We start from the raw sequence: 24006 nt of genomic DNA, 5'->3' as shown, positions 1-24006 counted from the left end.
GGGTTCATAATTTAAGAAGCTACTGTGGAGTCGTTATCCTCATTGTTAATTTTTCCTGCTGGATTCAAGCATCTATGATTTTCATAGGGCTCGCAGAAATGTGCAAAATATTGTTTAAAGTTCGATACAAATATTTCGTCATTTTCCATGAGGAAAATTTTTTCAGGTTGTAATTCAACATAATTCGAATCTCTTAAGACCGCTTTATAAAAGGAGCTGGCGTGAGAAGAAATCCATTTATCTAGAAAAGGAAGTATTTTATCTGGGTCTTGAGTGAAGAAGTTTTGATAAATATCACCAAACAGCTTGTTTTTCATTTCATAGTTGCTTTTGAAAAAAAAGTTACTATGGTCTTTTCTATATTCTGTAAAAGGAGGTCTGTTGGGTTTTTTTTTCATTCCTGCAGCAATATCTAAGGAAATGATGAGACCTTTTGCAGACTCAATCGTATATTGTGTTCCTAACAAATTAGTACCATTGTATTTGTTGAGGTAGGATTCTAAATAAGCAATGGCTTCATCACTTAACGGATCAAAATAACTGCTGATAACAAATTGGGTCGCCAATTTGGTTTGTGGGTTATAATAACAACTAATATAAATAGCATAAGTAAATTGTTCATTCACTATATGTTGTACTAAGATTTTATCAATTTGATTATTCACCTCATCGCAGGAGAGTTGCTGATTTTCTATATTTTTTTCCATACGAATAATTTGCGTTGGATAATCCATGCTGCGAGTGAACGACTTATTTTGTTTTAAATTATCTGCCTCATTAGAGTAGGTGAGAACTTGACTGTTTTTATTCTCCGGATTTTGTGAAATGGTTAACGTGGTAACATCATCATGAGTTTGGCTGAAGACACAAAGTGGTACTAAGATGAGCGGGGCAACCAAGTAATTAAGTTTCATAAAAAAACTCCTTTTTTGTCAGCCCAGATTGCATCCTGCAAATAAAAATATGACTGGGTTATTTTGAGTATAGATGAGTGAATGAAAATTACTCTCCATGCTCATTGTTTTGGTTGGTATTTTTTAAAGTAATGTGGATCCAAAAATAAAAGTAAGTAATTTTTTTAAATTGTTGTGGCTTTAGGTAAAGCAACTTATATCATGGGTAAGCCGGCGTATATCCAGTAGTTTTAATATTGGTTTTTTCCGTTTGAGATTTGCCAAGAGAATTAATGATGTTTCACCATAACGTGAAACATCATTAAGAAAGATGAGCCATTAACTCTTAAGATACTAAGCAAGAACTGGAATTGCACAAATTGTCTGTGGGCAGCTTCATTGGCGCTCTATTGATTTGGGCTGGCTTATGAAAAGCATACTGATTACGTCCAGGATTACTTGCTGGATTTAGATTTAACTCCTGTGTCCTAATCGCGCTCGTTCCCGCTTGTTCGATTGCTGAATTCGAATGACTCGTGGCAGTTTCAGCCGCAACAATTGGTTTACCTATACCGGCGTGATTTTCTATACTATGAGCTTCAACCAACTCAGGACTGTTCTCTTTATTTGAGTCATCAAAAGAGAGATCACCTAAAGCATAAGATTGCGCTTCAGTTTCTTTTTCTGAGCCATTTTCTATGTCAAACTCAATATCGCTGTCATCTGAGGTAGACTCGGAAGTATCACTAATAGAATCATAAGAATCTGTCTCGGCTCCTTCCAGATACTTCTCCAAAAGGTCGTATGTATCCAGGTAGTCTACAGAGGTCATCTCAGTGGCTTCTTTTTCTTTAGGTAGTTCTTCGGTTTCGTCAATGGTTTCCGTAAATTCAACGGTGGCCATTTCTGGTCCAACTGATGCTAAAGGTTCAGCGAGTTCAGTGATGTTAGAATGATTTTCTGCTGTTACCTCTGTAACGTCTATGGAAGATGTTTCGCCGACTCCAGTTTGTATTTTTGCTAAATATTCATCGAATACATTCCAATTACTACTCGCCTCTAACATGTTAATTACATGCTCGCAATAATCTGAATAAAGCTCTCCTGTTCCCTTGAGTGAGGTTAAGAGATTAACATCTGCCCCTGTGTATTTATTAAGGCGTAAAGTTACATTTTTAGGAAGCAAATGGGGGTGGTTCTTAAAAAGATCAGACAATCCATATAAAATATCATCTCGGTCATCAAAAAAATCAAAAATAATTTCTTCTTGAGGATGTTTTGCAGCTGCGTTTTGAACCTGAGCAAATAGAAGGCTTCTTTTGGTGTCATCCATATCACAGGTAGCATGGCTTTGCTTAGGATCCTCAAAATAGGAGTTGTCCTTAATTTCTTGCATAATTAAATTATAGGAAGTTCCATGAGGAAGATTTGCTGTCACATCAGCAATAAGAAATGGATTAAACTTAACATCCAAATCTTCACATATGGTTTTAATCGCAGGAACACATGACCCTTTAAATGTGGTTCGACTGCCCATATTGGCGTAATCCAACTCATAGGATTGTCTATTGGAGCCAATCAACGCATAAACCTCATCAAAATCAGCGTTTTCGAGTTTAATTTGATCGAGGAAAGCTCTGTTGTGGATTAGCACAGCATCCCCAAGATGTTTTGTAAATCCACCATGGTCTGCTTTAACATAATTTGAATTAAATAAACATCCATCAAAATCAAACGATAAATAACGTATAGCCATTTTAATACCTTTATAAAAATTATTCGGTTAAATATTAAATTGAGATGAGATTTATGGTTTCTCAGTGCTAATGGCAACGTATAGTTGCTAATAGGAAGTGGAAGCCATTGGTAGGTATCTATGGGTTTTATGCAACTGCTATTTCGGAGTAGCCGATACAAAAAAAAAGCACTGATTCACTTAAATATCTATCTCAACATAAAAATCTGCTATTGATTTAGTTAATAAGTTTTACCAGTCCTCCATTCAGTACAGACACGCAACAATTATCTGATGAATATTTGAATAATGATTAAGTGTATTTTAATTAAATTTTCTTAAGGCAATATTAAGTAACGTAATTTTTGTCCTGGAATCCAATTTTACTTGCTTAATAATAACTTAATTTAATTTTGATATAATTGTACTTATTTTGTACATTACGAGGTGAACATGAAATTAATTGACGTGCTGAGTAAGTTGGTGAAATCAAAAAATAAACCGATGGAAAAAGTGAAATTAAATGGTTTATTAGCCATTTTACCGGATGAAGTCCTGAAAATATTAGTATCCTATCTCGATTTAAAATCAGTACTGAATTTACGTAACCTTTCCCAGGAGCACTTAGAAAAAGTGAACCTGCTGTTAAAAGATGAAAAAATTTCCAAAAAATTGGGTATTGTAAATGAAGATGTACAAGGACTGTTTGCAGTCGGTCAAAACGTACAATGTGTTAAGTACAAATCCTCCAATGTTCGCCGCATCACTCCAAGTACTAAAACAATTAAAAAATCATTCCAGTCTAACTTGACCCTATTTAAGGATAAAGAAGAGGCGTCAAAGTATCTTGATAAAAAAGTGGTTGGGACCGAGCTAGAAAATATTGCCGAGAGCAAGCCTTATCTTGCAGTTGTGCAGGTTAAGAAACCTAATACCTTATTTAAGGTCATGAAAGATACAAGTAATGCATTGACGGTCACAAGCTCTAAAGAAATCAAAGATAAACTCACCTTTGTAAGTTAAGTTATAGTCGGGGTCTTGTATTAACCAAGACCCGTGCTATGTGGCGCATTTACTGAAAAATTTCATCCGCACTGTGGATTATGTCCAATCTTCCAATGTTGGAATTATGCCAACAGATAGCAGTAATCTTATATACAAAAAAAACAAATGTGATAATATTTAATCCGAAAAAACTGGTTACTTTTACTGCAAATGTTTTTTTCAATGCTGAATTGACAAGTATTTGTAATTTGGATTAAAGCTTGATGCAGGCTATAAATACTTGTCAATTTAACATCGGAATTTTTAGACGTTGCAACGGTTTTTTCTACGCATTTATGGAGAATAAGTCAATTCAACCAGACTTTTATTTTTATATATTTTAAATTTTAGGGAATAAAATGAGCAAAATATACGCAATAGTTAGTCCTGCATACACCAAGGTAGGGGATAATTTTACCGATTTGACCTCTTATTTAGTTTCACCCTTTCACGCAATGGCTTATGAACATGTTTGTGGCTATTCATTAGGTCATGAAGTCGTTTTTTCAGAAACGCTTGAAGAAGCAAAAAAGCTCTTGGAAGAGGGAGTAAAGGGTTCAAAATTAGAAGCCAAAACTGCAACTCAAAAAGCCATTGTCGAGTTAGAGACTAATGAAAAAGGAGAAATCTCTGGATTTGGCAAGCTCTATACAGTCCATTTTGATAAACGCTTTGAACAAGCTGAAGATAATTTCTTTAAATCAGTTCGTATTCCTAAATGGAATGAAAAAGCGATTGATGCTAAAAAAGATGCCTCCCCAGATGCGCTTGCTGAACTGTTCTTGCAGCATGAACGAAGTAAATCTGCAGTTAGTGAACCCGTTGCAATTTAAACACATAATTATCGGAGTGGGGCAGGGCTGGTATTTTTTACCCTTCGTGGAAAACCATTCCAGCTCGGTTCCGAACCTGTCCCGAGCTATCCCGCCTCTCCCAACGTCCCGCAGCTTGTCCGCGGGATCGAGGTATATAGTTCCTAATGTGATTGCTTCGATTATTCCAATCCATAATTAGTGCACTCCAATTCCATTTATCGAGTTTTATTCTTTATTGTAGTCTCAGTGCAATAAAACCGGTTTAGGGATTTCTGAGACAGAATCCACCTTACAACTATTACTGTCACTGTTTACATCTTATCTGGCAAAAATCCTCCAGCTTGCATTTGCCACATGTGACTGTAATGACTTGGTATCTTAATCAGTTCCTCATGCGAACCATCTTCAATAATTCGACCTTTATCAAAGACCAGAATTCGATCCATTTCCGATAAGGTAGAGAGGCGGTGCGCAATCACAATAGTGGTTCTGTTTTGCATTAACAGATGCAAGCCATCCTGAATCAATTTCTCAGTCAATGAATCTAGAGCAGAAGTTGCTTCATCCAGAATTAAAATGGGTGCATTTTTTAGCATCGCTCTAGCAATTGCGATTCGCTGGCGTTGCCCCCCTGATAATTTAATTCCGCGTTCACCCACTAACGCATTGTATTTTTCAGGAAGTAAGGAAATAAATTCATGACAATGTGCCTTTTTGGATGCCGCTATGACTTCTGCATTCGTTGCATCAATGCGACCATAACGAATATTTTCCATGAGCGTGCGATGAAATAAAGTCACATCCTGCGGAATCATCGCAATGTTTTCGCGCAATGATTCTTGGGTAACGTCGCGAATATTTGTTCCATCAATCAAAATTTGTCCTGATTCCACATCAAACAAACGAAGAATCAGATTAACAAAAGTACTTTTTCCTGAACCAGATAAGCCAACAAGACCAATTTTCTGGCCGGGCTCAATCACCACGGATTTGTTTTTAAAAAGATGGGCGCCTTCATCATAGTGAAAGCTCACATTTTTAAATTCAATTCTACCTTGAGTTACGGTAAGTTGTTGTGCATCGGATTTATCGGTAATTTCATGTGGCTCTGAAATCAAGGTTAGGGCTTGTCTGCATTTACCCAACTCCTCCGCAAACAACACAAATTGACTGGCGAGATACCATAAATTATAAAAAATGCTGATTGACAAGGAGATAATAAAACTAAAATCACCGATTGAGACTTGATTTTTACTGTACATATCTACCAGGACGTATAAATTAGTGGCAATCAGCACGATAATACTTATGTCCCAATAGGAGCGCATTTTCAAAATAGTCCTTTGCATGGTCTGATCTTTATTTGTGGTATCTTGGGCAGAATTTCGAATTAATTGATTTTCAAAAGCCGATCTGGAGAACAATCGTAAATTGGTGATGTTGCTTATGCTATCAACCATTTTTCCTACTAGTGTTGTTTTGCTGGTGGCAAATAGATTTGACAGATCCTGTACAGGTTTGAAATAAATCATTGCGATTCCCAAAAACACAATCGCCCAGATAAATAATATGAAGGCGAATACAGGATGTACCAGGAGTAGGCTGATGATTGCGATGATGAGCCCGACAACTTGGGCTGCTGCATCATCAATCGTGGTAAAAATTGCTATAGTCCCTGCAGTCATATCAGAGATTTTATTGGACAAACTGCCTGCAAAGTTATTTTGAAAAAAACGATGTGAATGCTGATTCAAATAGGCAAACATGTTATTTATCAAGTCATAACGTATATAGGGAAATAATTTTAATCGGAACCAGTCTGAAAGACGCATATCAATGGCAATCAGGATCCATAGAGTAATATATACGGTTATATAGGGTTTTATCGCACTCAATACAGCGGATTTATCCCCTGAGAATGCGGCAACCTTATCAATGATAAGTTTTAACACATAGGGTGAAAGCGTGTTGTTAATTCCCCAATACACGGCGGTAAATAATAATCCGATAACATACGCACTGTAGGGCTTAATCAGATTTAGGAAAAATTTACTTAATAAAATGTCTTTTTTATTCATATGGTTACTCTGTTTTAGGTACTATAAGGAATGTAATAAACCATTCTTAATTTCATACCCGCTTGTTACTTGAATCGCGTTTAAAAAATCAGAATCGTGGGAAATAACAATCATTGCGCTCGGATACGCTTTGAGTACCTGGATTACATGGGCCCGTGTTTCTCTGTCCAGGTTATTGGTCATTTCATCCAAAATAAGTAATTTGGGCGTCATTGCAGCAATTTGTGCTAAGGAGAGTCGCGCTTTTTCTCCACCCGATAAAGTAGAAACCAATGCTTCAACTTCTTCATTTTTACGAAATAAAAAATCGTTCAGATGCTTCCTAATTTCGGAATAGGATTTATCCTTCGATAAACAACTTATAACCTCAAAAACTGTTTTATTTGGAGCTAATGTGTTGTAGTGCTGATCTAGGATTCCTATTTCATGGTGATGGGGTACGATCCAAGTTCCTTTTTTTATTACAGACTGATTATCCAAAATGGCTTTAAGTATACTGGATTTACCTGAGCCATTATCCCCATGAATTGCTATTCGTTCTCGTGCTTTTATTGTGAAACTCAATTCACTTAGAATTGGATTGTTTTCCTCATAACCGACAGTTCCATCACGAACCGTGACTAGAGTCTCATTCGTTTTCATTCCATGAATAGAAAACTTAGGGGAAATAATCTCAGGCACATAAAGCTCAGATAAACGCTGAGTCAACTCGTGTTTTTTGTAATTGATCGCGCTTTTTTTGCGGCCTGAAGTCTCTTGTGCATTTCGTGCTTTACTCTGAGAAACGATGGTAGGCCACTTTCTCTGCTTAATGTGTTTTTCACCTTGAACTCTACTGCTCTTGGCTCGTGCCTCCTCTCTCATCAAATCCATATGTACTTGTTTTTTCTGGCGACTCAAATCTCCAATTACCTCCTCAATTGCATTACGCTGAATATTAACTTCTCGCAAGTAGTCGTCGTAACAACCTGTAAAAACATGCAAGACGGCATGATCGATATGCCAAATTGTATCTACAGTGGTTTGCAGCAATTCAATATCATGAGTCACTATAATCAAGGTTTTTCTATAATCAGCGAGCATTCTCATCAATGAACGGCGATTGTTGCGATCGAGATGGTTGCTGGGTTCATCGAGCAATAACAGATCCGGATCCGATGCCAGTGCTTGGGTTAATAATTTATGAAAACGTTGACCTCCGCTTAATGAAACAAATTCTTCAATAACTTGTGGAACATATCCTATGTTAAATTCTTTAGGAAAACGTATTTCCCCCTCTGTGGGTTCAAGTAATTTCGCAAGCAGCTTTAATAAGGTTGATTTTCCGCAACCATTGCGTCCAATAATCGCAATCCGGTTGCCAAAGGAAATTTGCCCACTAAAGTCCTCAAAACATGTTTTGTGTGGAAAAGAAAGACAAAGATGTTTAATTTGAATTGGCTGATGCATCATGTAACTCACTTAAGTAGTTGAATGGGCAGTTAGTGCGACTGCTTTCGTCATTGCCCGGCGCTTGGGGCGTACTTAAGAGATAATGTCCATGATGTGTTTAAGCCTCTTATATGATGTGCTTGTTCGATATTGCGTACAATTGTAACCGATTGCATGATTATCTGTCAATGGATTCAGAATCACTCGAGAGTGGGGCGCTTTAGGCGGTTTCTTCCAGGTGAGGAATAAGCTCTTTGCAATGCCTCATGACTCTTTGTTCCTCAGGGGGTAATTGCAAATAATCACCATATTGCTGGATGAGAAATGTTTCAGCGTTTTGGGGAATATTAAGTTCTATTGTTTCAAAGAGAACGCGTTGTAAAGGATATATTTCATCTTTCTTAATTAAATTTCTTCCAACACAATTATAACCGCGTCCTATATAAGGGCTTGGACTGGTATTTGCTTGTTGAATAATTTTTTGCAAACAAAACTCAAGTAAGTTTTTAGGTAAGATTGAGGCTATAGCTTTATAAAATCCAGGATAGTGTCCTATTTTTACTTTACTGTATTTAGAACTTAACAAACGAGATAGCTTTTTAGCATAGAATTTGTATCGTTTGCGTTGTTTGGGATCTACAGGCATGGTGTCGTAGACAAACACGTCAATAAATATACCCTGTATATAGGGTTCATTGCCTTTTTCATGTTTTTCGATAAAGCGGCTGGTGCGGTCTCGGATTTTTAAAGGAGTAGCCATATTAAAATAACCAGGATCGCTATGAATTGTTTGCAGCCACATCCAGTCTGGAATTTCGGTTGGTGCTATACGTAGAAATTGTTCGTAACTGGCACGCGGCATGGCAATATCTACATCATCATCCCAAGGGATAAAACCTTGATGGCGAACTGCTCCTAAAAGAGTTCCTGCATCAAGCCAGTAGTCCAACCCATGTTTAAGGCAAATAGAATCCACCACTCCAAGCATCGTAAGCATTTTCAATTGAGCTTGGCGTAACCTGCCATCATGAAATGCTGTTTCTGCAGAATAAGGATTTGGATTCTTTGTTAATGTCATAGTGTTTTCTTCCTAAATGACAGCAAAAGCTATATTAGCAAAATATTTCAAATTCATTAACTATAATGAAACAAAAACTTAAATAATTGATTGACTCAAGCAATACCTAGATTACAGGGTGAATAATAGAGCTTGTAGGATACTGCGAGTGAATGGTAAGCCAATAAGGAGAAATCATGGTGCAGTTATTTACTGATGTCGGTCCAATGTTGATTCAATATAGAGAAGCAACTTCTAAAGGTCGATATGCCCTAATGCAGGATAAAATTGCAGAGATCAAAAAGCTTCCCGGACAAGTTTCTCATAAGCAGCAAGCAAAGCTTCATTATAAAACTTTAGCATATGCTGCAACATTCATTAACTATGCGGACGTGATACAACGTATAGAAAATCAGCAATATTTTGATGTTTTATTAGATTTCTATGGTATGGAAATGGATGCTGAATTAAGCGCTTGGTTTGAGTTTGGTACCACTCCAGGTCAAATGAGATTGAAGCAGCCACTTTGTGAATATACGCCTGAGATTTGGGAGCAATTTCGCAGGGCTCAAAAAGCCCATTTGAATAAAACCAACAAAACCTCTCTTTTTGATCTGGAACAGCTTGATATATATCATCCTCCTTCGAATCAACTCTATCCTATACAAATTCAGATGGGAGGTAAACTTCAGAATGAAGCAGTAGATAGAATCAATATTGATGGACATGGACGTATTCGTTTTGCCCAACATTACGGATTTTATATTCTCCCTGGTGGTGGGATGATTGAAATTACCCAGGTTGCCAAAATTGATGATTTAAAGCACAAAATGTTAGAGGAGCATTTAGAAGAGGAACATGCAAATCTGTATATAAAGGCGGCTAAGTTATACGATCAGATAGATCAAGGGGATTTTAAGAACGCTCTCACAAATGCGTGTTCGAGCAAGCAGACTCAAATATTGTCCTCAGAGGTTCGTGGTTGCTTGCATAAATTAATTTTAATGCAACAAAGTAATGCGGTTTGTTTGAAGAATATAGTTACTGAACTCGACCGTCAAATAGAAATACAGAAGAAGGAAGTTTCTTTAGAGAAACACACTGAATTACGTGTGGAAAATCTCCATAGTCTTAAGTCATTAATTGAATTACGTGCTCTAGTGCAGGTACAAACTTTTAAATTAACTCCTTTATTTGCCGAAGCTTTTGAGTATATAAAGCGAAATACAATTTGTGTTGATATTCAACAATATCTGGATACCCGGGTCCTTGGGGGATCACAACTATCTCACAGCTTCATTATGAGAGGGGAGCCATTAGAAGATTGGTTTGCTAAAAAATTTGATGGAGTTGAAGGGGAATTTGGTGATGATATATCAGGATCTTCAATTGAATATATGACTTTACTTGAAGCGTTCAGTAAGTTTAGAAAAATCAAATTTTCTCATATTTTGATTGCATTAGCTGCTTATGAAGAATGTCTTGATAATGGATCATTACATATAGAAACTATCTGGAGTGAAGTACAATTTGAACGATCTCGTCAAGTAATACTCGCAGAGGCGATTAAATTTTTGGATATTTAACTTTTCACCTTAAGAATTTGCATCTCACGCCGCTAGTCTAGAAATAGATTCCCGCCTTCGTGGGTAGGAATTTTTTCGGCCATACTTTCCCTATTTTATTTTTAATAAAAAGTAAGCATTGATTTATCAAAAATTAAAAACGAAAATAACACTCCAATTGTTCTCTAGCATTACAGCTTTGAAATGAGTCCTTTATGTCAGACACTTTAAATCGTTATTACCTACAGACTATGGGGATTGATCTCTGGGTGTTACGTAAGCCTAATCGTTCTTGTGAACAGGATTTATCCACATTAGCTCGAGAGGTCGCTGCATGTACTCGGTGTACTTTACATAAAACTCGTACGCAAACGGTTTTTTTTCGTGGCAGTTCTAAGGCCAAATTAATGATAATTGGCGAAGCGCCAGGGTTTTATGAGGATCAACAAGGTCAACCCTTTGTGGGTAAAGCAGGAGGTTTATTAAATCAAATGCTACACAGCATTGAGATGATTGAAGAAGAAGTTTACATTGCCAATGTTTTGAAATGTAGGCCACCAAACAATAGGGATCCTCAAGCGGATGAAATTGCTCAGTGCAGTTCTTATCTGGCTCGTCAAATTGAGATTGTACAGCCTCATTTAATCTTGGCTCTGGGGCGTTTCGCAGGACAAGTTTTGCTCAACAAATCACTTCCCCTAAAACAATTGCGTAATACATTGCACTACTATCATAATATCCCTTTTATAGTAAGTTACCATCCAGCCTATCTTTTACGTAACCCAGCCGATAAGAAAAAAGCATATTTTGATTTAGTCACAGCAAAAAAATTATTAATAGAGAAAAGCTGCTAAAAACTCTTTCGGTTTAAACATTGTATTATTTGATGAGTATTTCTACTTATTGATTCTATTTTAGTGTATTTTTTATAATATAAGTAGATTCAAAAATTAGTGCTTTTAAAAAAGCCTGGAGGAGAGAGAACCATGAATCAATATAAACGTATTTTTATCGTTGGCCTACCCGGAGCCGGCAAAGGTTTATTTGCAAAACGATTGGCTTTAAAATTGGGTTGGGATTTTATCGATGCTGATCTTGGAATAGAGTATCATATTGGGCGTCCCTTAAATAAAATTTTTGGGGCAGAGGGTCAAAAAGATTTTTATCAATGCCAATATGATCTTCTGAGTGTCCTGAAAACTCAAGAGAATATTGTAGTTGCTACTGAAGCGAGTATTGTTTGTAATGAGGCAATTCGTGACTTATTGTCTACAGAGTTTGTCGTATTTTTGCAAGTAAGTACTGCAGTTCAAATAGAGCGGATAGCACGGAATCCTTCACCTTTATTAGCTACGGATCTTAAACATTTTTTTGATATGCTGCACGCCGAGCGCGATCAATTATTTGAAAAGGTAGCACAGCTTTCTATTAATACAGATGATAATGCATTGGAACAACATGTACTAAGTGCATTTGAGCATGTTGATGGAAATCAAGTAAGTGAATCCACACCAGCCAAATTAAATGAAAAAGATCTCGTATTGTTTCATAAAATTTCTCATCTTCCCGTGCACTTATCAGAACAACAAGCAATGTGTCTTAAACTACTTGCCCAAGGAAAAAGCTCAAAAGAAATTGCACGTAGTTTGAATATTTCTTATCGAACAGTAGAAGGTACGTTGGCTAAAACAATGGAGGTTTTAGGGTGTTCCTCAAGTAAGGAGCTGATTGTTTTGTATCATGATAAACCTTAAAAAAAGCTCTCAGTTAAACTTTCATTGTAGCCTAGCTAGGGCATAGGATCGGTATTCCTTTAACTTGGAGTCTACTCCATCATAGCCAGGCTATTTTTTGCTCTGAGCCATGTATTGAATTGCCTGAATGAATGCTTCGTCCGAACAGTTTTTCTTGGGGACATCCGCTTCCTTACACAATCCACTATGCGGCATTAACCCTTTACCCAGTTTCATCCTATACAATAAATAATCCATCGCCGTTTTATATTCTGTAGGATTTTTTTGGACTTCAAGCTCAGCATTTTTAATGCGTATCTCCCAAGCTTCTTTATCAAAAGCGGCAGGAGCTTTTATCCCAGTTGCAAATTGGGGTGCATGACACGTTTTACATGTGACTTGATAGGTATTTTTCCCCAAATCATCAGCAAGTACTGAAGTACAAATGACACTAAATAAAATCGTTAATAGATTTTTCATTTTTCCCTCAATTTATGGTTTATCTCCTCTTTTAAGCATACTCCAATATTAGAGCAACTCAAGCTGACTTCTCTTTATTTAACGTACGCAGTATATTTAAAAAAATACTATAATTTACAGCAGCACATCGCATAATTTGCCCACAAGGGTTAGTTGGATTGAATCAAAAGGAAACTTGACCATGAAAGGAACAGAGAAAAAGAAGGCTTCATCTCGATCAAACTTAAAAAAACAATTTGTTGTTCCTGAGATGGTTAATCGCTCTCAATACTCAATGTATATGAATGAACTGGATGAATTTTTTTATTACATTAATAAATGGTATCAGGCAAATCTTGGGAAGATTACAATGGGAATGAGTCCTGCAGTAATAGGAACTGCCCATTGTGATTGGCTTTTGCAATTAGCTCAATCCCCAGGCCACTTATTGGCATTAGCTTGTTATCCAGTTACCCATATCGATGAATTTCTTGCTCATCTACTGTGTGATAAACAACCAGGGCAAGGAAAGGATGTTCGTTTTCATAAAGAAAATTGGCAGTTGATGCCATGGCGTTTTTATGCTGAAGCTTTTATCCAGGTTGAAGAATGGTGGCAATATGCCACGCGAAAAGTTCCTGGTCTTTCCAGCCGAGCAGAACGCACGGTTTCTTTTTGTATCCGTCAGTTACTTGATGCGTTATCACCTTCGAATTTTGTCATGACCAACCCTGATCTTTTTTATGAAACAATTAATACCGGGGGTGCCAATTTAATTCAAGGTACAGAACTTGCAATTGAGCATGGGCTGAGGAGATTAGCGGGTATGCCACCTCCAGGTGCAGGAAGGTTCAAACCAGGAAAGAATGTCGCAATCACTCCGGGAAAAATTGTATTTACTACCCATTTGATCGAATTAATTCAATATGAACCTCAAACTGAAACTGTTTTTAAAGAACCTATTCTGATACTCCCTGCATGGATCATGAAATATTATATTTTGGATTTATCACCGGGAAATTCTTTAGTTAAATGGCTTGTTGCACAAGGACATACAGTCTTTATGGTCTCATGGCGCAATCCGAGGGAAGAAGATCGTGATTTAGGTATGGATGATTATTATCGTTTAGGTTCGATGGCAGCAATCGATGCGGTAAGCACTATTATACCTAAGACTAAAATTCATTTGATGGGCTATTGTCTTGGGGGAACGTTAGCAATGATTACTGCCGCCGCAATGGCACGGGATAAAGATAATCGACTTAAAAGCCTGTCACTTCTTGCAGCACAAGGAGATTTTACAAAAGCAGGCGAATTGATGCTCTTTATCACTGAAAGTGAAATTGCATTTCTTAAAAACATGATGTGGGAAAAAGGTTATCTTGATCCCAAACATATGGCTGGTTCTTTTCAAATGTTACGGACCTATGATTTGATCTGGTCAAAAATGATTGATGATTATATGACCGGAAAAAAACGCGGCATGATCGATTTGCTGGCATGGAATGCTGATGCAACGCGTATGCCTTATAAAATGCATACCGAATATCTCGAGAAACTATTCCTGAAAAATGATTTTGCTGAAGGTCATTTTCGTGTTGAGGATGAAGTAGTAGCTCCTAAAAATGTTCGTGTACCTATTTTTGCAGTAAGTACCGATAATGACCACATTGCTCCTTGGGAATCTGTGTATAAGATACATTTGATGATGCACTCGGATATTACATTTGTATTAACAAATGGGGGGCATAATGCAGGAATTGTTAGTGAACCCAATCATCCAGGACGCTTCTATTATATTCATGAAAGCAAGAAAAGCATGCCTTATCTAGGACCAAAAAAATGGGTGACCAAAGCCAAAAAAAGAGAAGGATCCTGGTGGATTTCTTGGCATGACTGGTTAAGGGATAACAGTTCACAACGACGTGTTTCCCCCCCTCATCTTGATCCTGAGCTACCTCCTGCACCTGGATCATATGTGATGCAAAAATGACATAAAGTCAATATATTAGCATTTTGAGTTTTTGTATCTTGGTTGCTGTATTGAGATGTGTTAAATTGAACGCCCTAATTTTTTTTGGAGCGTTATGATGAATAAATTCTCAATTACAGCAGTAGCTTGCCTTATCATTTCAGTATCCGCAAATTCATTTGCGAATACTTCTTTCTTAAAGGTTAATTTTAAGAAAACTTATTGTGGTAATGCCGAATTTGTAGGAAATAATGCAAACAAGCGACCTCACCTTCATTGCGGCGAAACGTTCATGGCTTACAAAAAATCAAATGGCGATCACACGAATATTACAGAATACGGAACTTGTGGCCGAACAGATTCTGTTTTTGATGATATTAAAGTCAATAGAAATGCATTCGAAGATTATCCTGGTATCTATAATGCACTGGTAGCATTCCATCAAGAGGGGTGTCCAAATCAATTAGCATCTAAATAGTAACTATCCCTGCAGACGGGATCTTAGCGAAACCCCGGAATTTCTATGTATGAATTTCCCGGGTTTCCTCAGTTAAACGAATCAAATAATCTCAGGACATTTTCAGGTGGGCGTCCTATAACTGCTTTATCTTTATAAGTAACTATTGGTCGTTGCATCAATATCGGGTTTGTACGCATTGCTTGTAACACTTCAGCTTCATTGTCCAGGGACAAACCATGCTCTTTAAAAACAGGCTCTTCTGTGCGAACGAAATCCTTCAAGTCGAAGTGCGCTCTTAAACTGCTTAGTTGTTCGAGGGTAAGCGGAGTTTTTAGATATTCAATAACAATAGGCTCATAACCTTTGCTTTGTAGCAGTTCCAACGTTTTTCTTGATTTTGAACATCTAGGGTTATGATAAATTGTAATTTTCTGCATTTTTTTTAATTAGTTTAGGTGTTGATTTAACTATAACATGTTCTTTTGGTTTTATCTTTATTTTAATTTTTCTGGAATTTTTCAGATTTTTGCCTGCTTTGGCAACCATTTATTGACTCAAGAATAAATATTCTTTTTACTTACATTAATGTTCATTTTATTGAGATCTCTATGCACTTTTCCATTATTCCTATTCAGGAAAAACATATTGAAGCGTTTTGGTACGCTGTAGATAGTGTTGCTCGCGAACGTAAATTTTTAGCTTTTTTAGAAGGACCGCCAATTGAATCAACTAAAGAGTTTGTTTTAGAACATATTAAAAATAATTGGCCTCAAGTTGTTGCCATGTGTGGTGAACAATTAGTTGGGTGGTGTGACATTAGCCCGCTTGATCGGCCTGTTTTTGCTCATGTGGGTTGTTTAGGTATTGGGGTGACTGCTCCGTACCGTGGACAGGGAATAGGGGAGGCATTATTAAGTACGGTATTACAGATGGCTAAGTTAAAGGGGCTAACTCGGATCGAACTTACTGTGCGTGAGCATAATCAGACTGCAATTTCATTGTACGAAAAATATGGATTTGTGAAAGAAGGAGTGCATAAAAATGCTGTGCGAATCGATGGAGAATATGAGCATCATATTTTTATGGCTTTGCTTTTTGAATAAGCCTAGAGAATTGGCAATAAACGAGAACTATTGCAAACAACATACGGATTGCTTGTCTCTTTCTATTGTTTTTTTATCCCATCATTGAGTTTTTCTTTATTCAAGGGAAGAGGAACTGCCTTTGTGTGATCTTTATAAATATTCCATCTTTTAGAAGAGAACTCTTTTGCTGTAGTTTTTAATAGGAGAAAGGCTAAAAATTCGGCGCAAGCAGAGGGTGGAATCAATGTTTTTTCTTGGTACGCGTCTTGAAATTCAGTAGCTAATGGGAATTGTTCAACAGGGCATTCACGCAATTTTTTTTGCATACCGGTATCCACTTCTCCGGGGATAACATCAGTTGCTATGATCCCAGGGGGTAATTCAGTCTGCAATACCTGCGTCCACATATCAAGTGCAGACTTGGTGATGCAGTAAGCACCTGCACCTGGAACTGCTTTTTCTGCAGCTACGGAAGTGATGTTTAAAATTCGACCGCCTTGTTTGGAAAAGAATGGAAGTACAATTTGAGTGAGTAGTATGGGCGCAATAAGATTTGTTGCAATGCTTTTCTTAATATCCCTAGGTTTTGCTTTATTTAATAAACCAAGGGGAGAAATAATAGCTGCGCTATGAATCAAATAATTGATTTTTAATCCTTTAATTTTATTCTCAATTTTTTTTAAACCCTTATCCGTAGTAATATCTGCGGATATTATTTTAATCTTATTCGGGTTTTTATCCTTTAATTTAAGTAGTTCATCCTTATGTCTTGCGATAGCAATTACGGTGAGGTCTTGAGATACCAACTCTAAAGCTAATGCTCGCCCGATACCACTGCTTGCCCCGGTAATAAGTGCAACCTGTGACATATTGAGTCTCCATTAAACTTTTGAGTTAGTGTGCAGAATATAAAATTAGGATATTTCTTTTTTTAAGAAAAGCAAATTTTCTTTGCTCTCAAATGGGATCTAAAGACGGCGGTGATTCCTAGAAACTTAAGATAATTCAGTAGAACTGAATGTAAGGTAGCACACCAATTTTAAAGTAGGCTACCTGTGGCGATCAATTATGTTGATTTGGATGAAATACTTCTGTCTTATCGGTGGAGTCATCCTCAGATTTGGGTCCAAAAAATCCAATCCTTTTCAGCAATGGATACTTTGACCCATCAGGGCTTCGATTATATTCAGGTGGCTGGACGATTTGTTTGTTATTAGCGGACGTTTTCCAATTCCCAATTGCTTTAAGAACTTTTTCTAATATATCTCTTAAAGAATTTAACCATTCAGGCGCATGTCCCGAATTTTGCTTTTCACGTTCATCGTGAGTGGGTAAAGGAGTGGGCGAGTCCTCTTCATGATATTCGTTTAAAACTAAACCCATTTTAGCCAGATTTTCTAAGAGACTTTCGGCATTAGATGTAAAATCATACAAACTTTGTGCGGGTAGTTCGTCTTTAAGTTTTTTTACTATCTGAGCAGCGATTGGATTTTGTTCTAATTCTTCGATGTAAGCATTAATTTTTTTTAATTGCTCACGAAAAGTATCTATTTTAATATCAAATTGCTGTAAAAGGTGTTCATATTTTTCAAGATAATTAAAATGTTGCTCAAGCAAATCTCTTTGAAGAACGAGAGCTCGAAAAAATGCTTCATAACCCTCACCCTCGGGATTTATTTGTTCTAATGATCGTTGTGTGTACTCTATGCTAGCAAACAAATCAATGATTAATCTTTGCGATTTATTTAAAGGGATAAGTGCCAGAGCAGATTCTACCTGATAGTTTTGAATGAATTCTTTCCAAAGTAAATCATTTTTATTAACCGATTCCAGTATTTGATGCTGATAAGCTTTGTCATCTTTTTCGGAAAGTTCCTGGTGCGAATTTTTCCACCAATAGGTAATGGATGCAGCAATGAGTTCACAATCTGAAGTTTGAAATAAATTCATCATGGTCATTTTATTGGCTTCAATAATTTTATCTAATGAAGCCTGGACTTCTAGGGGATCTCTCAGATTATCACTGAATACGTCCGCAATTTGCTCATGAATAGAATCATTCAATAATTCCACAGCGGTCATTTGTATGTCTACTAAATCCGCTCTGCATTCAAAAAAAGCACTTATTCTAGATAATCGCTCATCATCTAAATCCTGATCCGACGCAACATCTTTTAAAGGTTCTTGCATTTTTAAGGCTAGGAGCTCTCTTTTCTCAGCCAGCACTCGGATCGCGGAGAATTTTAGTGTGCTGGTATAACTTTCATAATAACGACAAAAATCTTTAAGTTCTAAATCAAAAGTACCCGCAACACGTTCCTCTTTAATATCAATTTGCTCCGGATTTTCCATGTTGGGTAAATACATTCTGCCTGTGAATCCCCATGGATTTCGAATGCGTATCATTTTAATTGGACGCATTACATCCGTATCTTTAACAGGACGGCGCGTTTCAACAACATCAACAATTGTATAAGCATGCATCGCTCTTAAACCGGGTACTTTCTCATCGTAACTATGAGGGGTTCCGGCTGTTAAGGATTCGTTCCCTGCGAGTTTGTTTTTAATGTCGTTAAAAATTTTGAGTTCTTCAGGTGAATAAATTCCACTGAAAAGTTCTTGATTATCTCTTCGTACATCTTTTTCTACATCTTTATGATAATAAGTAAATAATTCTTTTAAGATATCAACTGCCTGTTTATTCTTCTCATCCTGTGAAAAATGTTTGATGATTTCTTCAAGACGCTGTTGCCCATTACCACATTCCTTGTAAATTTTTTCCCATGCATCTTTATTTTCTAAATAAAAATCGATTAATTTTAAACAGATTTCTTGTGCCTTCTCATCAAAAATATCTTTAAAGACTCTTAATCTTGACGAGAGCATTTCTGAAATAATTTCATCTGTTCCAGATTGGTGTTCCCCTCCGAATTCTTCTATAAGTTTTTTCTGTTGGGTTAATACCTTTAATTGTTCGAGCTCACTAGCAAAAAAATTGCCTATATCCCAAGCAAAATACTTATCATTATTAATATATATTTCTTTTGAATTGCAACCGGTTAATATTTTCAAAGCAAGGGACTCTGAACCTCCTTTCAAAGCTCCGCTCATGGAAGCATTCGTATTTCCAAAGAACTCAGGAACCGAGGCTGCTGCTTTTTCAAGAATATCAACCCATAAAGCAGTATGGTTATTTAAACTACCTTTTTGATCTACAATGTATGAATTCTCTACGCGAATATAAACGGGTTCTAAAGTTTTAGGATTAAATAAACGAACGGTCGTTGTCCCATCATCATTTTGTCTCAACATACTACGAATGTAGCTTGCTCCATCGGGTTGCCTCAAAATGGCCGCGAGAGACGCCAATAAAAAGCAATCGGGTACTCTGGCTTGTCTCACATCTTCTATGGAGGGAGAGCCTTCGCTAAATAAGGGGGCCTTGGAGGGTTGATATTGTTCGATATATTCTAAATACTGAGAAGGATCATTGAGTTCGATTTCACCGCTATTTTTTTCATCAATAGAAATATTTCTTTGATTTTCAGGTAAGTCATCGCGGCTCGAACCCACGGGTACATAAGGAGTTAATCTAAATCGCTGTTTCTGTTCTGGTTTATCTAAATTCAAGGGCTGTATTATTGCTAAGCTGTTTGCTTCTAATGAATGTCCATTAGGTAATTGAATGATCTGTTTTATTTTTCCGCGAACGCCAGGAAAAACTAAAGGAACTGAACTATTGGCTGGAACGACAAGACTTCCTTGAGTTAGAAAATTCAGGGGTAACATATTATCTCTCGCCAGCGGCTATTAATAATCTGAATTATACTTTATGAACATTAAGAGATCATTAAGGTTTTAGAATGGTCATTACTTTCCAATATTGAATGAAATAAGCTAAAGTACGTCTTCAGGATTAATGTTTTAGTCCAAGGCGATATAACTAAATGAGACTCTTTTTGGTTCACTTAAGAAAAGAAAATTATTTTTCTATTTTAAGCGTTATTGTACTATAGAGAAAATTTGTTTACTTTTGTACGAACGATGCAAAATAAATACTTGCCAGTATTTAAAAAGGCGCTTGATAATTATATAAAACAATCTAAACGATCTCATTTTTCATTTAATTCCAATGAAAAACCCATTTATAAACCAGATTTTTTTAGTAGTTTTCGGCACAGTCAAAAACTTTATCCTGCTTTAGAACAGCTACAAAAAAAATTAACAGAAGCTAATGACGAAGAAGCCAGAGAAATTATTAAAATTCACTTTAGGGATAAAAATAATAAATGGAATAATTATTCCTTCAATAATTATTTTTTAGATGAAATTTTTAAAATAGAAACCAAGGAAGATTGGGAAAAAGAATGGAGCGTATTTGATAAAAACCCGATAAGCTATTATCAAGGTATTTTATTTAGAGGTTCTGCAGAAGATATTTCTTTTTGTTTTAAATATGGAATTAAAGAAAGCGTTAAATCAGATTTTTTAGAAGATTATGTTCGGGATATGAGCGGTTCTATTGGTGTTTCTACCTCCAAATCCTTTCATGTCGCAAGAAGTTATGCCTTGCCATCCTTAGTCGTTCGCAATGAAGTGACTATAGCAACTAAACCCATATGGGCAGAATCTTATATTTATCTAATCGATTTTAAAGGAAAAACAGCGATTGATCTCGAAAGTACTTTTATATCCAGAGGTGAAACGAGTTGTGCTAAACTCTCTAAAAATAAAGAGGAAGTAAATATCGTTGGCACTATTTCCTCCGAGGAAATTATAGGGGCATTTTATGTAAATCGATCTGGAAAAATAAAATGGCATATTAATCCTAAGCGAAAGGAGTCATTGCCTTATTCCCTATTTGAATCCTTACTTCCAAAAGAATTTTACACTGAATTAATTAAAGAAGGTAAAATAGCCCTCTCTCATTTAGAAGTTCCTCCGAACGATAATTGTTCGAGTTCCCCTAAATTGTGTTTAGGGACGTAAATGCGTTGACTTCAAATATAATGCTTTAGGACAGCAAAATTCGATGAATAGGTTTTGAATCCGCTTATTTTTTATAGATACCCAAAAAATATAACTGCAAACCATTAAAAAGCGAAGAAGAAGGAGGCTAGTATTTTTGCGAATATGATTATCCATGAGCAATAATAATTTCATTTAAAAGTTGAAATGTCGCCTTCGCTATGGCTTCTTCTACATTATAAGAAAGTGTTTTATCTAAAGTCAGTGTCTCAATTTCGATTCCATAAAATAAAAGATTGGCCGGTAATTCATCCAGTGCGCTGGCTAATTGCAGGGCTTGTAGAATACCGATGTCATGAGTTGAGAATCGATGTCCTGTATCAAGAAGGGCGTCTTTTTGAAACCGGTGTACAGTCCCCACTTCACTGCCCGATTTGACTGCATCAATAATAAAAACAGTGTTATATCCTCGTATTAATTCAATGAGACCAACACCGGGACGATCATGACTCTCAATGAGCACGTGGGGAGCTATGTGGGTATACATTGCAAGTTCTTTTTTAAGTTCAGAGGCTACGTTCCAACCGGCTTGATCATCACCAAAAGGTGAACCGATGCCTAATACTTTAATAGAATTCATTCTCGATTCACTTTAATTGTTAAAAAATGAGTGGAACAGGAAATACACGGATCATAATTGCGAATAATCATTTCACTGTAAGCTCGCAATGCTTCCTCATCTTGATTAAGTCCATATTGTTCCAAAGAAATACGTAAATCTTGCTCAATACGTGCCTGATTTTGGCTGGTTGGCGGCACAATACGAGCAGCTTTGACTTGTCCTTGCTCATCTAATTGAAGGTGCTGCCACAGAGTTCCTCTGGGTGCCTCAGTACATCCAAATCCTGTCCCTGCACGTGGTGTTATCTCAGGATGGGCTTCCTTAGGAATTTCATACTGTTCCATGATACGTATGGATTCCAAAATGCAGAAATAGATTTCAACCGCGCGGGCCATCATGCTGTGGTACATATTATGGGAAGGAAAATTTATTTTTAAATCCTGAAGCAGAAGATGAATAGGGGGCGGAAGATGGCCAAAACAATTATTGACGCGTGCAAGAGGCCCAACAAGATAAGGTTTATTTTTTAATAAACAATGCAATGCAGTGGAATAGGGAACTTGATGTTCTTTGAAATAAACATCAAATTCATCAATGCTGATATTTAATCCATGATCAGAGACCAATCGCCCCTCATTAAATGGATATTCTGTGGGATGATAAAGCGAGACACAAGTAAAGTCATGAGAGTTATCTGGAAATGACAGCTTTGCAAGCCAGCGAATCAATATTTCGCAATCTTCGACTCGTGCTTTTGCTTTTTCTAAAAGGGTATTGATTGCCACATGATTAGGGGCTTTATAAAACCCACCTACACAGGCACCAACCGGATGCACCGAACGGCCTCCAAATAATTTGATTAAGTCGTTGCCAAACGATTGTAAACGGATGCCGCGTCGTACTTCTTCAGGATAAGTTTTTGCCATTTCAGGTGCTGATTGAAACCCTAAAAAATCAGGTAAGGCCAAAAAATGAATATGCATGCTATGGCTTTCCAGCCATTCACCACAATAAAAGAGACGACGCATTTCTCGTACCCAAGGAGAGGGTTGTAGGGCAAAACAATGCTCAATTGCCTGAGTTGCGCTCATTTGATACGCAACTGGACATATCCCGCAGATTCGAGCCACAAGATCCAGAACCTCAGTATAACTTCTACCTTCGAGAAATTTTTCGAATAATCTAGGCGGTTCGTAAATTTTTAATTGGAGTTTGGTGATTGCATTATTTTGAATGTGGAGTTCAAGTGCTCCTTCGCCCTCTACTCGCGCCAAGATGGGAACATTGATGGAAATTGTATTACTCATTGCTTATTTTAATACCTTTAAAATAGGTACCTGCTTTATTAAAAGCCGGTGCTTGATTATTAATATGCAGAAATTTTTGTGCAATGGCTTCTCGAGTCATACCTAACTGTTCGAACCAGTTGCCCAAGGATTGAGGATTGGGATTTTCCTTAGGACCATAACATGCATAACATCCACGTCCTACGGTTGGGCATAGTGAACCACATCCCAATTTGGTTACCGGGCCCATACAGGGTTGTTTTTGAGTAACCAAAACACAAACATTACCTTTACGTTTACACTCCATACATTCAGAGTCATTTTTGATATGTGGCGTCGCATTGGATAATAAAAAACGAATCGCTTCTAATACTTGATTGCTATTTACAGGACAACCCCATAACTCCCAATCCACTTTGACATGTGAAGCTATTGGAGTTGAGGTGCTCAAGCTTTGTATATAATCTGGAGAAGCATAAATACTGCTGACCCATTCTTTTGTATTGGCGAAATGACGTAAGGCTTGTATACCACCGGCGGTAGCACAGGCACCAATCGTTATAATAAATTTGCTTTTCTCGCGAATTTTTTTGATGCGGTGCTCTTCGTCTGGCGTAGAAATGCTGCCTTCAACAAAGGCAATATCGACTTGTGCATCTACCTCGACTGCTCCGGCCTCCGAAAAATGCACCATGTCCACTAAATCAGATAATGTAAGTAAGTCCTCTCCTGCATTTAAAAAGGCTAATTGACATCCATCACATGACGTGAATTTATGTACCGCTACACGTGGCTTCATGGTT

At 37.0% G+C, this 24006-nt stretch carries 21 protein-coding genes; 9 read left to right on the top strand and 12 right to left on the bottom strand.

Going from position 1 to position 24006, the window contains the following annotated elements:
- Positions 1-11: 11 nt before the first annotated feature.
- Both HBNCFIEN_RS11575 and HBNCFIEN_RS11570 read right to left on the bottom strand, forming a co-directional pair.
- On the bottom strand, positions 12-914 hold the full coding sequence (locus tag HBNCFIEN_RS11575) for an Lpg0189 family type II secretion system effector (RefSeq protein ID WP_182391235.1): 903 nt from the start codon (positions 912-914) through the stop codon (positions 12-14).
- Between the two features lie 325 nt (positions 915-1239).
- Positions 1240-2649, bottom strand: a complete 1410-nt coding sequence (locus tag HBNCFIEN_RS11570) for a hypothetical protein (protein WP_182391234.1) — start codon at positions 2647-2649, stop codon at positions 1240-1242.
- Between the two features lie 432 nt (positions 2650-3081).
- On the opposite strand from HBNCFIEN_RS11570, the gene HBNCFIEN_RS11565 reads away from it, so the two are divergent.
- Positions 3082-3651, top strand: coding sequence for a hypothetical protein (locus HBNCFIEN_RS11565; protein ID WP_182391233.1), 570 nt, complete (start codon positions 3082-3084; stop codon positions 3649-3651).
- 380 nt (positions 3652-4031) lie between these two features.
- Positions 4032-4505, top strand: a complete 474-nt coding sequence (locus HBNCFIEN_RS11560; RefSeq protein WP_182391232.1) for a hypothetical protein — start codon at positions 4032-4034, stop codon at positions 4503-4505.
- A 293-nt stretch (positions 4506-4798) separates the two neighbouring features.
- On the opposite strand, the gene HBNCFIEN_RS11555 is transcribed toward HBNCFIEN_RS11560, so the two are convergent.
- From HBNCFIEN_RS11555 to HBNCFIEN_RS11545, 3 genes are all read right to left on the bottom strand, one after another.
- Positions 4799-6565 carry an ABC transporter ATP-binding protein gene (locus HBNCFIEN_RS11555; protein WP_182391231.1) on the bottom strand — a complete coding sequence of 589 codons (1767 nt, stop codon included), beginning with the start codon at positions 6563-6565 and terminating at the stop codon, positions 4799-4801.
- 21 nt (positions 6566-6586) lie between these two features.
- Positions 6587-8017, bottom strand: coding sequence for an ATP-binding cassette domain-containing protein (locus HBNCFIEN_RS11550; RefSeq protein ID WP_182391230.1), 1431 nt, complete (start codon positions 8015-8017; stop codon positions 6587-6589).
- A gap of 199 nt (positions 8018-8216) precedes the next feature.
- Positions 8217-9074 carry a phosphorylcholine transferase LicD gene (locus tag HBNCFIEN_RS11545; RefSeq protein ID WP_182391229.1) on the bottom strand — a complete coding sequence of 286 codons (858 nt, stop codon included), beginning with the start codon at positions 9072-9074 and terminating at the stop codon, positions 8217-8219.
- Between the two features lie 176 nt (positions 9075-9250).
- Here HBNCFIEN_RS11545 and HBNCFIEN_RS11540 point away from each other — a divergent pair, with 176 nt between their 5' ends.
- The 3 genes from HBNCFIEN_RS11540 to HBNCFIEN_RS11530 all read left to right on the top strand — a co-directional run bounded on the left by HBNCFIEN_RS11540 (position 9251) and on the right by HBNCFIEN_RS11530 (position 12372).
- Positions 9251-10639 carry a hypothetical protein gene (locus HBNCFIEN_RS11540; RefSeq protein WP_182391228.1) on the top strand — a complete coding sequence of 463 codons (1389 nt, stop codon included), beginning with the start codon at positions 9251-9253 and terminating at the stop codon, positions 10637-10639.
- Between the two features lie 194 nt (positions 10640-10833).
- Positions 10834-11472, top strand: coding sequence for a uracil-DNA glycosylase family protein (locus HBNCFIEN_RS11535; protein ID WP_182391227.1), 639 nt, complete (start codon positions 10834-10836; stop codon positions 11470-11472).
- A 132-nt stretch (positions 11473-11604) separates the two neighbouring features.
- The gene (locus HBNCFIEN_RS11530) at positions 11605-12372 is read left to right on the top strand and encodes a shikimate kinase (protein WP_182391226.1); all 768 of its coding nucleotides are present in this window, start codon (positions 11605-11607) and stop codon (positions 12370-12372) included.
- A gap of 90 nt (positions 12373-12462) precedes the next feature.
- On the opposite strand, the gene HBNCFIEN_RS11525 is transcribed toward HBNCFIEN_RS11530, so the two are convergent.
- On the bottom strand, positions 12463-12831 hold the full coding sequence (locus HBNCFIEN_RS11525) for a cytochrome c5 family protein (protein WP_182391225.1): 369 nt from the start codon (positions 12829-12831) through the stop codon (positions 12463-12465).
- Between the two features lie 181 nt (positions 12832-13012).
- On the opposite strand from HBNCFIEN_RS11525, the gene HBNCFIEN_RS11520 reads away from it, so the two are divergent.
- Positions 13013-14803 (top strand): alpha/beta hydrolase, encoded by a 1791-nt coding sequence (locus HBNCFIEN_RS11520; protein WP_182391224.1) that lies wholly within the window; start codon positions 13013-13015, stop codon positions 14801-14803.
- A gap of 94 nt (positions 14804-14897) precedes the next feature.
- Positions 14898-15260, top strand: a complete 363-nt coding sequence (locus tag HBNCFIEN_RS11515) for a hypothetical protein (RefSeq protein WP_255464201.1) — start codon at positions 14898-14900, stop codon at positions 15258-15260.
- A gap of 68 nt (positions 15261-15328) precedes the next feature.
- Here HBNCFIEN_RS11515 and arsC read toward each other — a convergent pair whose 3' ends face one another.
- The gene (gene arsC, locus HBNCFIEN_RS11510; protein ID WP_182391223.1) at positions 15329-15679 is read right to left on the bottom strand and encodes an arsenate reductase (glutaredoxin); all 351 of its coding nucleotides are present in this window, start codon (positions 15677-15679) and stop codon (positions 15329-15331) included.
- Positions 15680-15850: 171 nt separating this feature from the next.
- On the opposite strand from arsC, the gene HBNCFIEN_RS11505 reads away from it, so the two are divergent.
- Entirely contained in the window at positions 15851-16345 is a 495-nt protein-coding gene (locus HBNCFIEN_RS11505) for a GNAT family N-acetyltransferase (protein WP_182391222.1), read from the top strand.
- 62 nt (positions 16346-16407) lie between these two features.
- Here HBNCFIEN_RS11505 and HBNCFIEN_RS11500 read toward each other — a convergent pair whose 3' ends face one another.
- The gene (locus tag HBNCFIEN_RS11500; RefSeq protein WP_182391221.1) at positions 16408-17196 is read right to left on the bottom strand and encodes an SDR family NAD(P)-dependent oxidoreductase; all 789 of its coding nucleotides are present in this window, start codon (positions 17194-17196) and stop codon (positions 16408-16410) included.
- A gap of 193 nt (positions 17197-17389) precedes the next feature.
- Positions 17390-20116 carry a C2 family cysteine protease gene (locus HBNCFIEN_RS11495; RefSeq protein WP_182391220.1) on the bottom strand — a complete coding sequence of 909 codons (2727 nt, stop codon included), beginning with the start codon at positions 20114-20116 and terminating at the stop codon, positions 17390-17392.
- A gap of 234 nt (positions 20117-20350) precedes the next feature.
- Between HBNCFIEN_RS11495 and HBNCFIEN_RS11490 the strand changes: the two genes are divergently transcribed.
- Entirely contained in the window at positions 20351-21316 is a 966-nt protein-coding gene (locus HBNCFIEN_RS11490) for a hypothetical protein (RefSeq protein ID WP_182391219.1), read from the top strand.
- Positions 21317-21464: 148 nt separating this feature from the next.
- On the opposite strand, the gene HBNCFIEN_RS11485 is transcribed toward HBNCFIEN_RS11490, so the two are convergent.
- Genes HBNCFIEN_RS11485 through HBNCFIEN_RS11475 form a run of 3 tightly spaced genes read right to left on the bottom strand, consistent with a single transcriptional unit; the run spans position 21465 to position 24002 of the window.
- A complete protein-coding gene (locus HBNCFIEN_RS11485; protein ID WP_182391218.1) occupies positions 21465-21935 on the bottom strand; it encodes a hydrogenase maturation protease in 471 nt (156 codons plus the stop codon).
- Positions 21932-23224 carry a Ni/Fe hydrogenase subunit alpha gene (locus tag HBNCFIEN_RS11480; protein WP_182391217.1) on the bottom strand — a complete coding sequence of 431 codons (1293 nt, stop codon included), beginning with the start codon at positions 23222-23224 and terminating at the stop codon, positions 21932-21934. The genes HBNCFIEN_RS11485 and HBNCFIEN_RS11480 overlap by 4 nt, the downstream gene beginning before the upstream one ends.
- Positions 23217-24002 carry a sulfhydrogenase subunit delta gene (locus tag HBNCFIEN_RS11475; RefSeq protein ID WP_182391216.1) on the bottom strand — a complete coding sequence of 262 codons (786 nt, stop codon included), beginning with the start codon at positions 24000-24002 and terminating at the stop codon, positions 23217-23219. The genes HBNCFIEN_RS11480 and HBNCFIEN_RS11475 overlap by 8 nt, the downstream gene beginning before the upstream one ends.
- Positions 24003-24006: the final 4 nt, after the last annotated feature.

This window comes from Legionella sp. PC997 (assembly GCF_014109825.1).
Taxonomy (GTDB): Bacteria; Pseudomonadota; Gammaproteobacteria; order Legionellales; family Legionellaceae; genus Legionella.
Note: the sequence above shows the minus strand (reverse complement) of the source record. Positions and strands in the feature narration are given on the sequence as shown.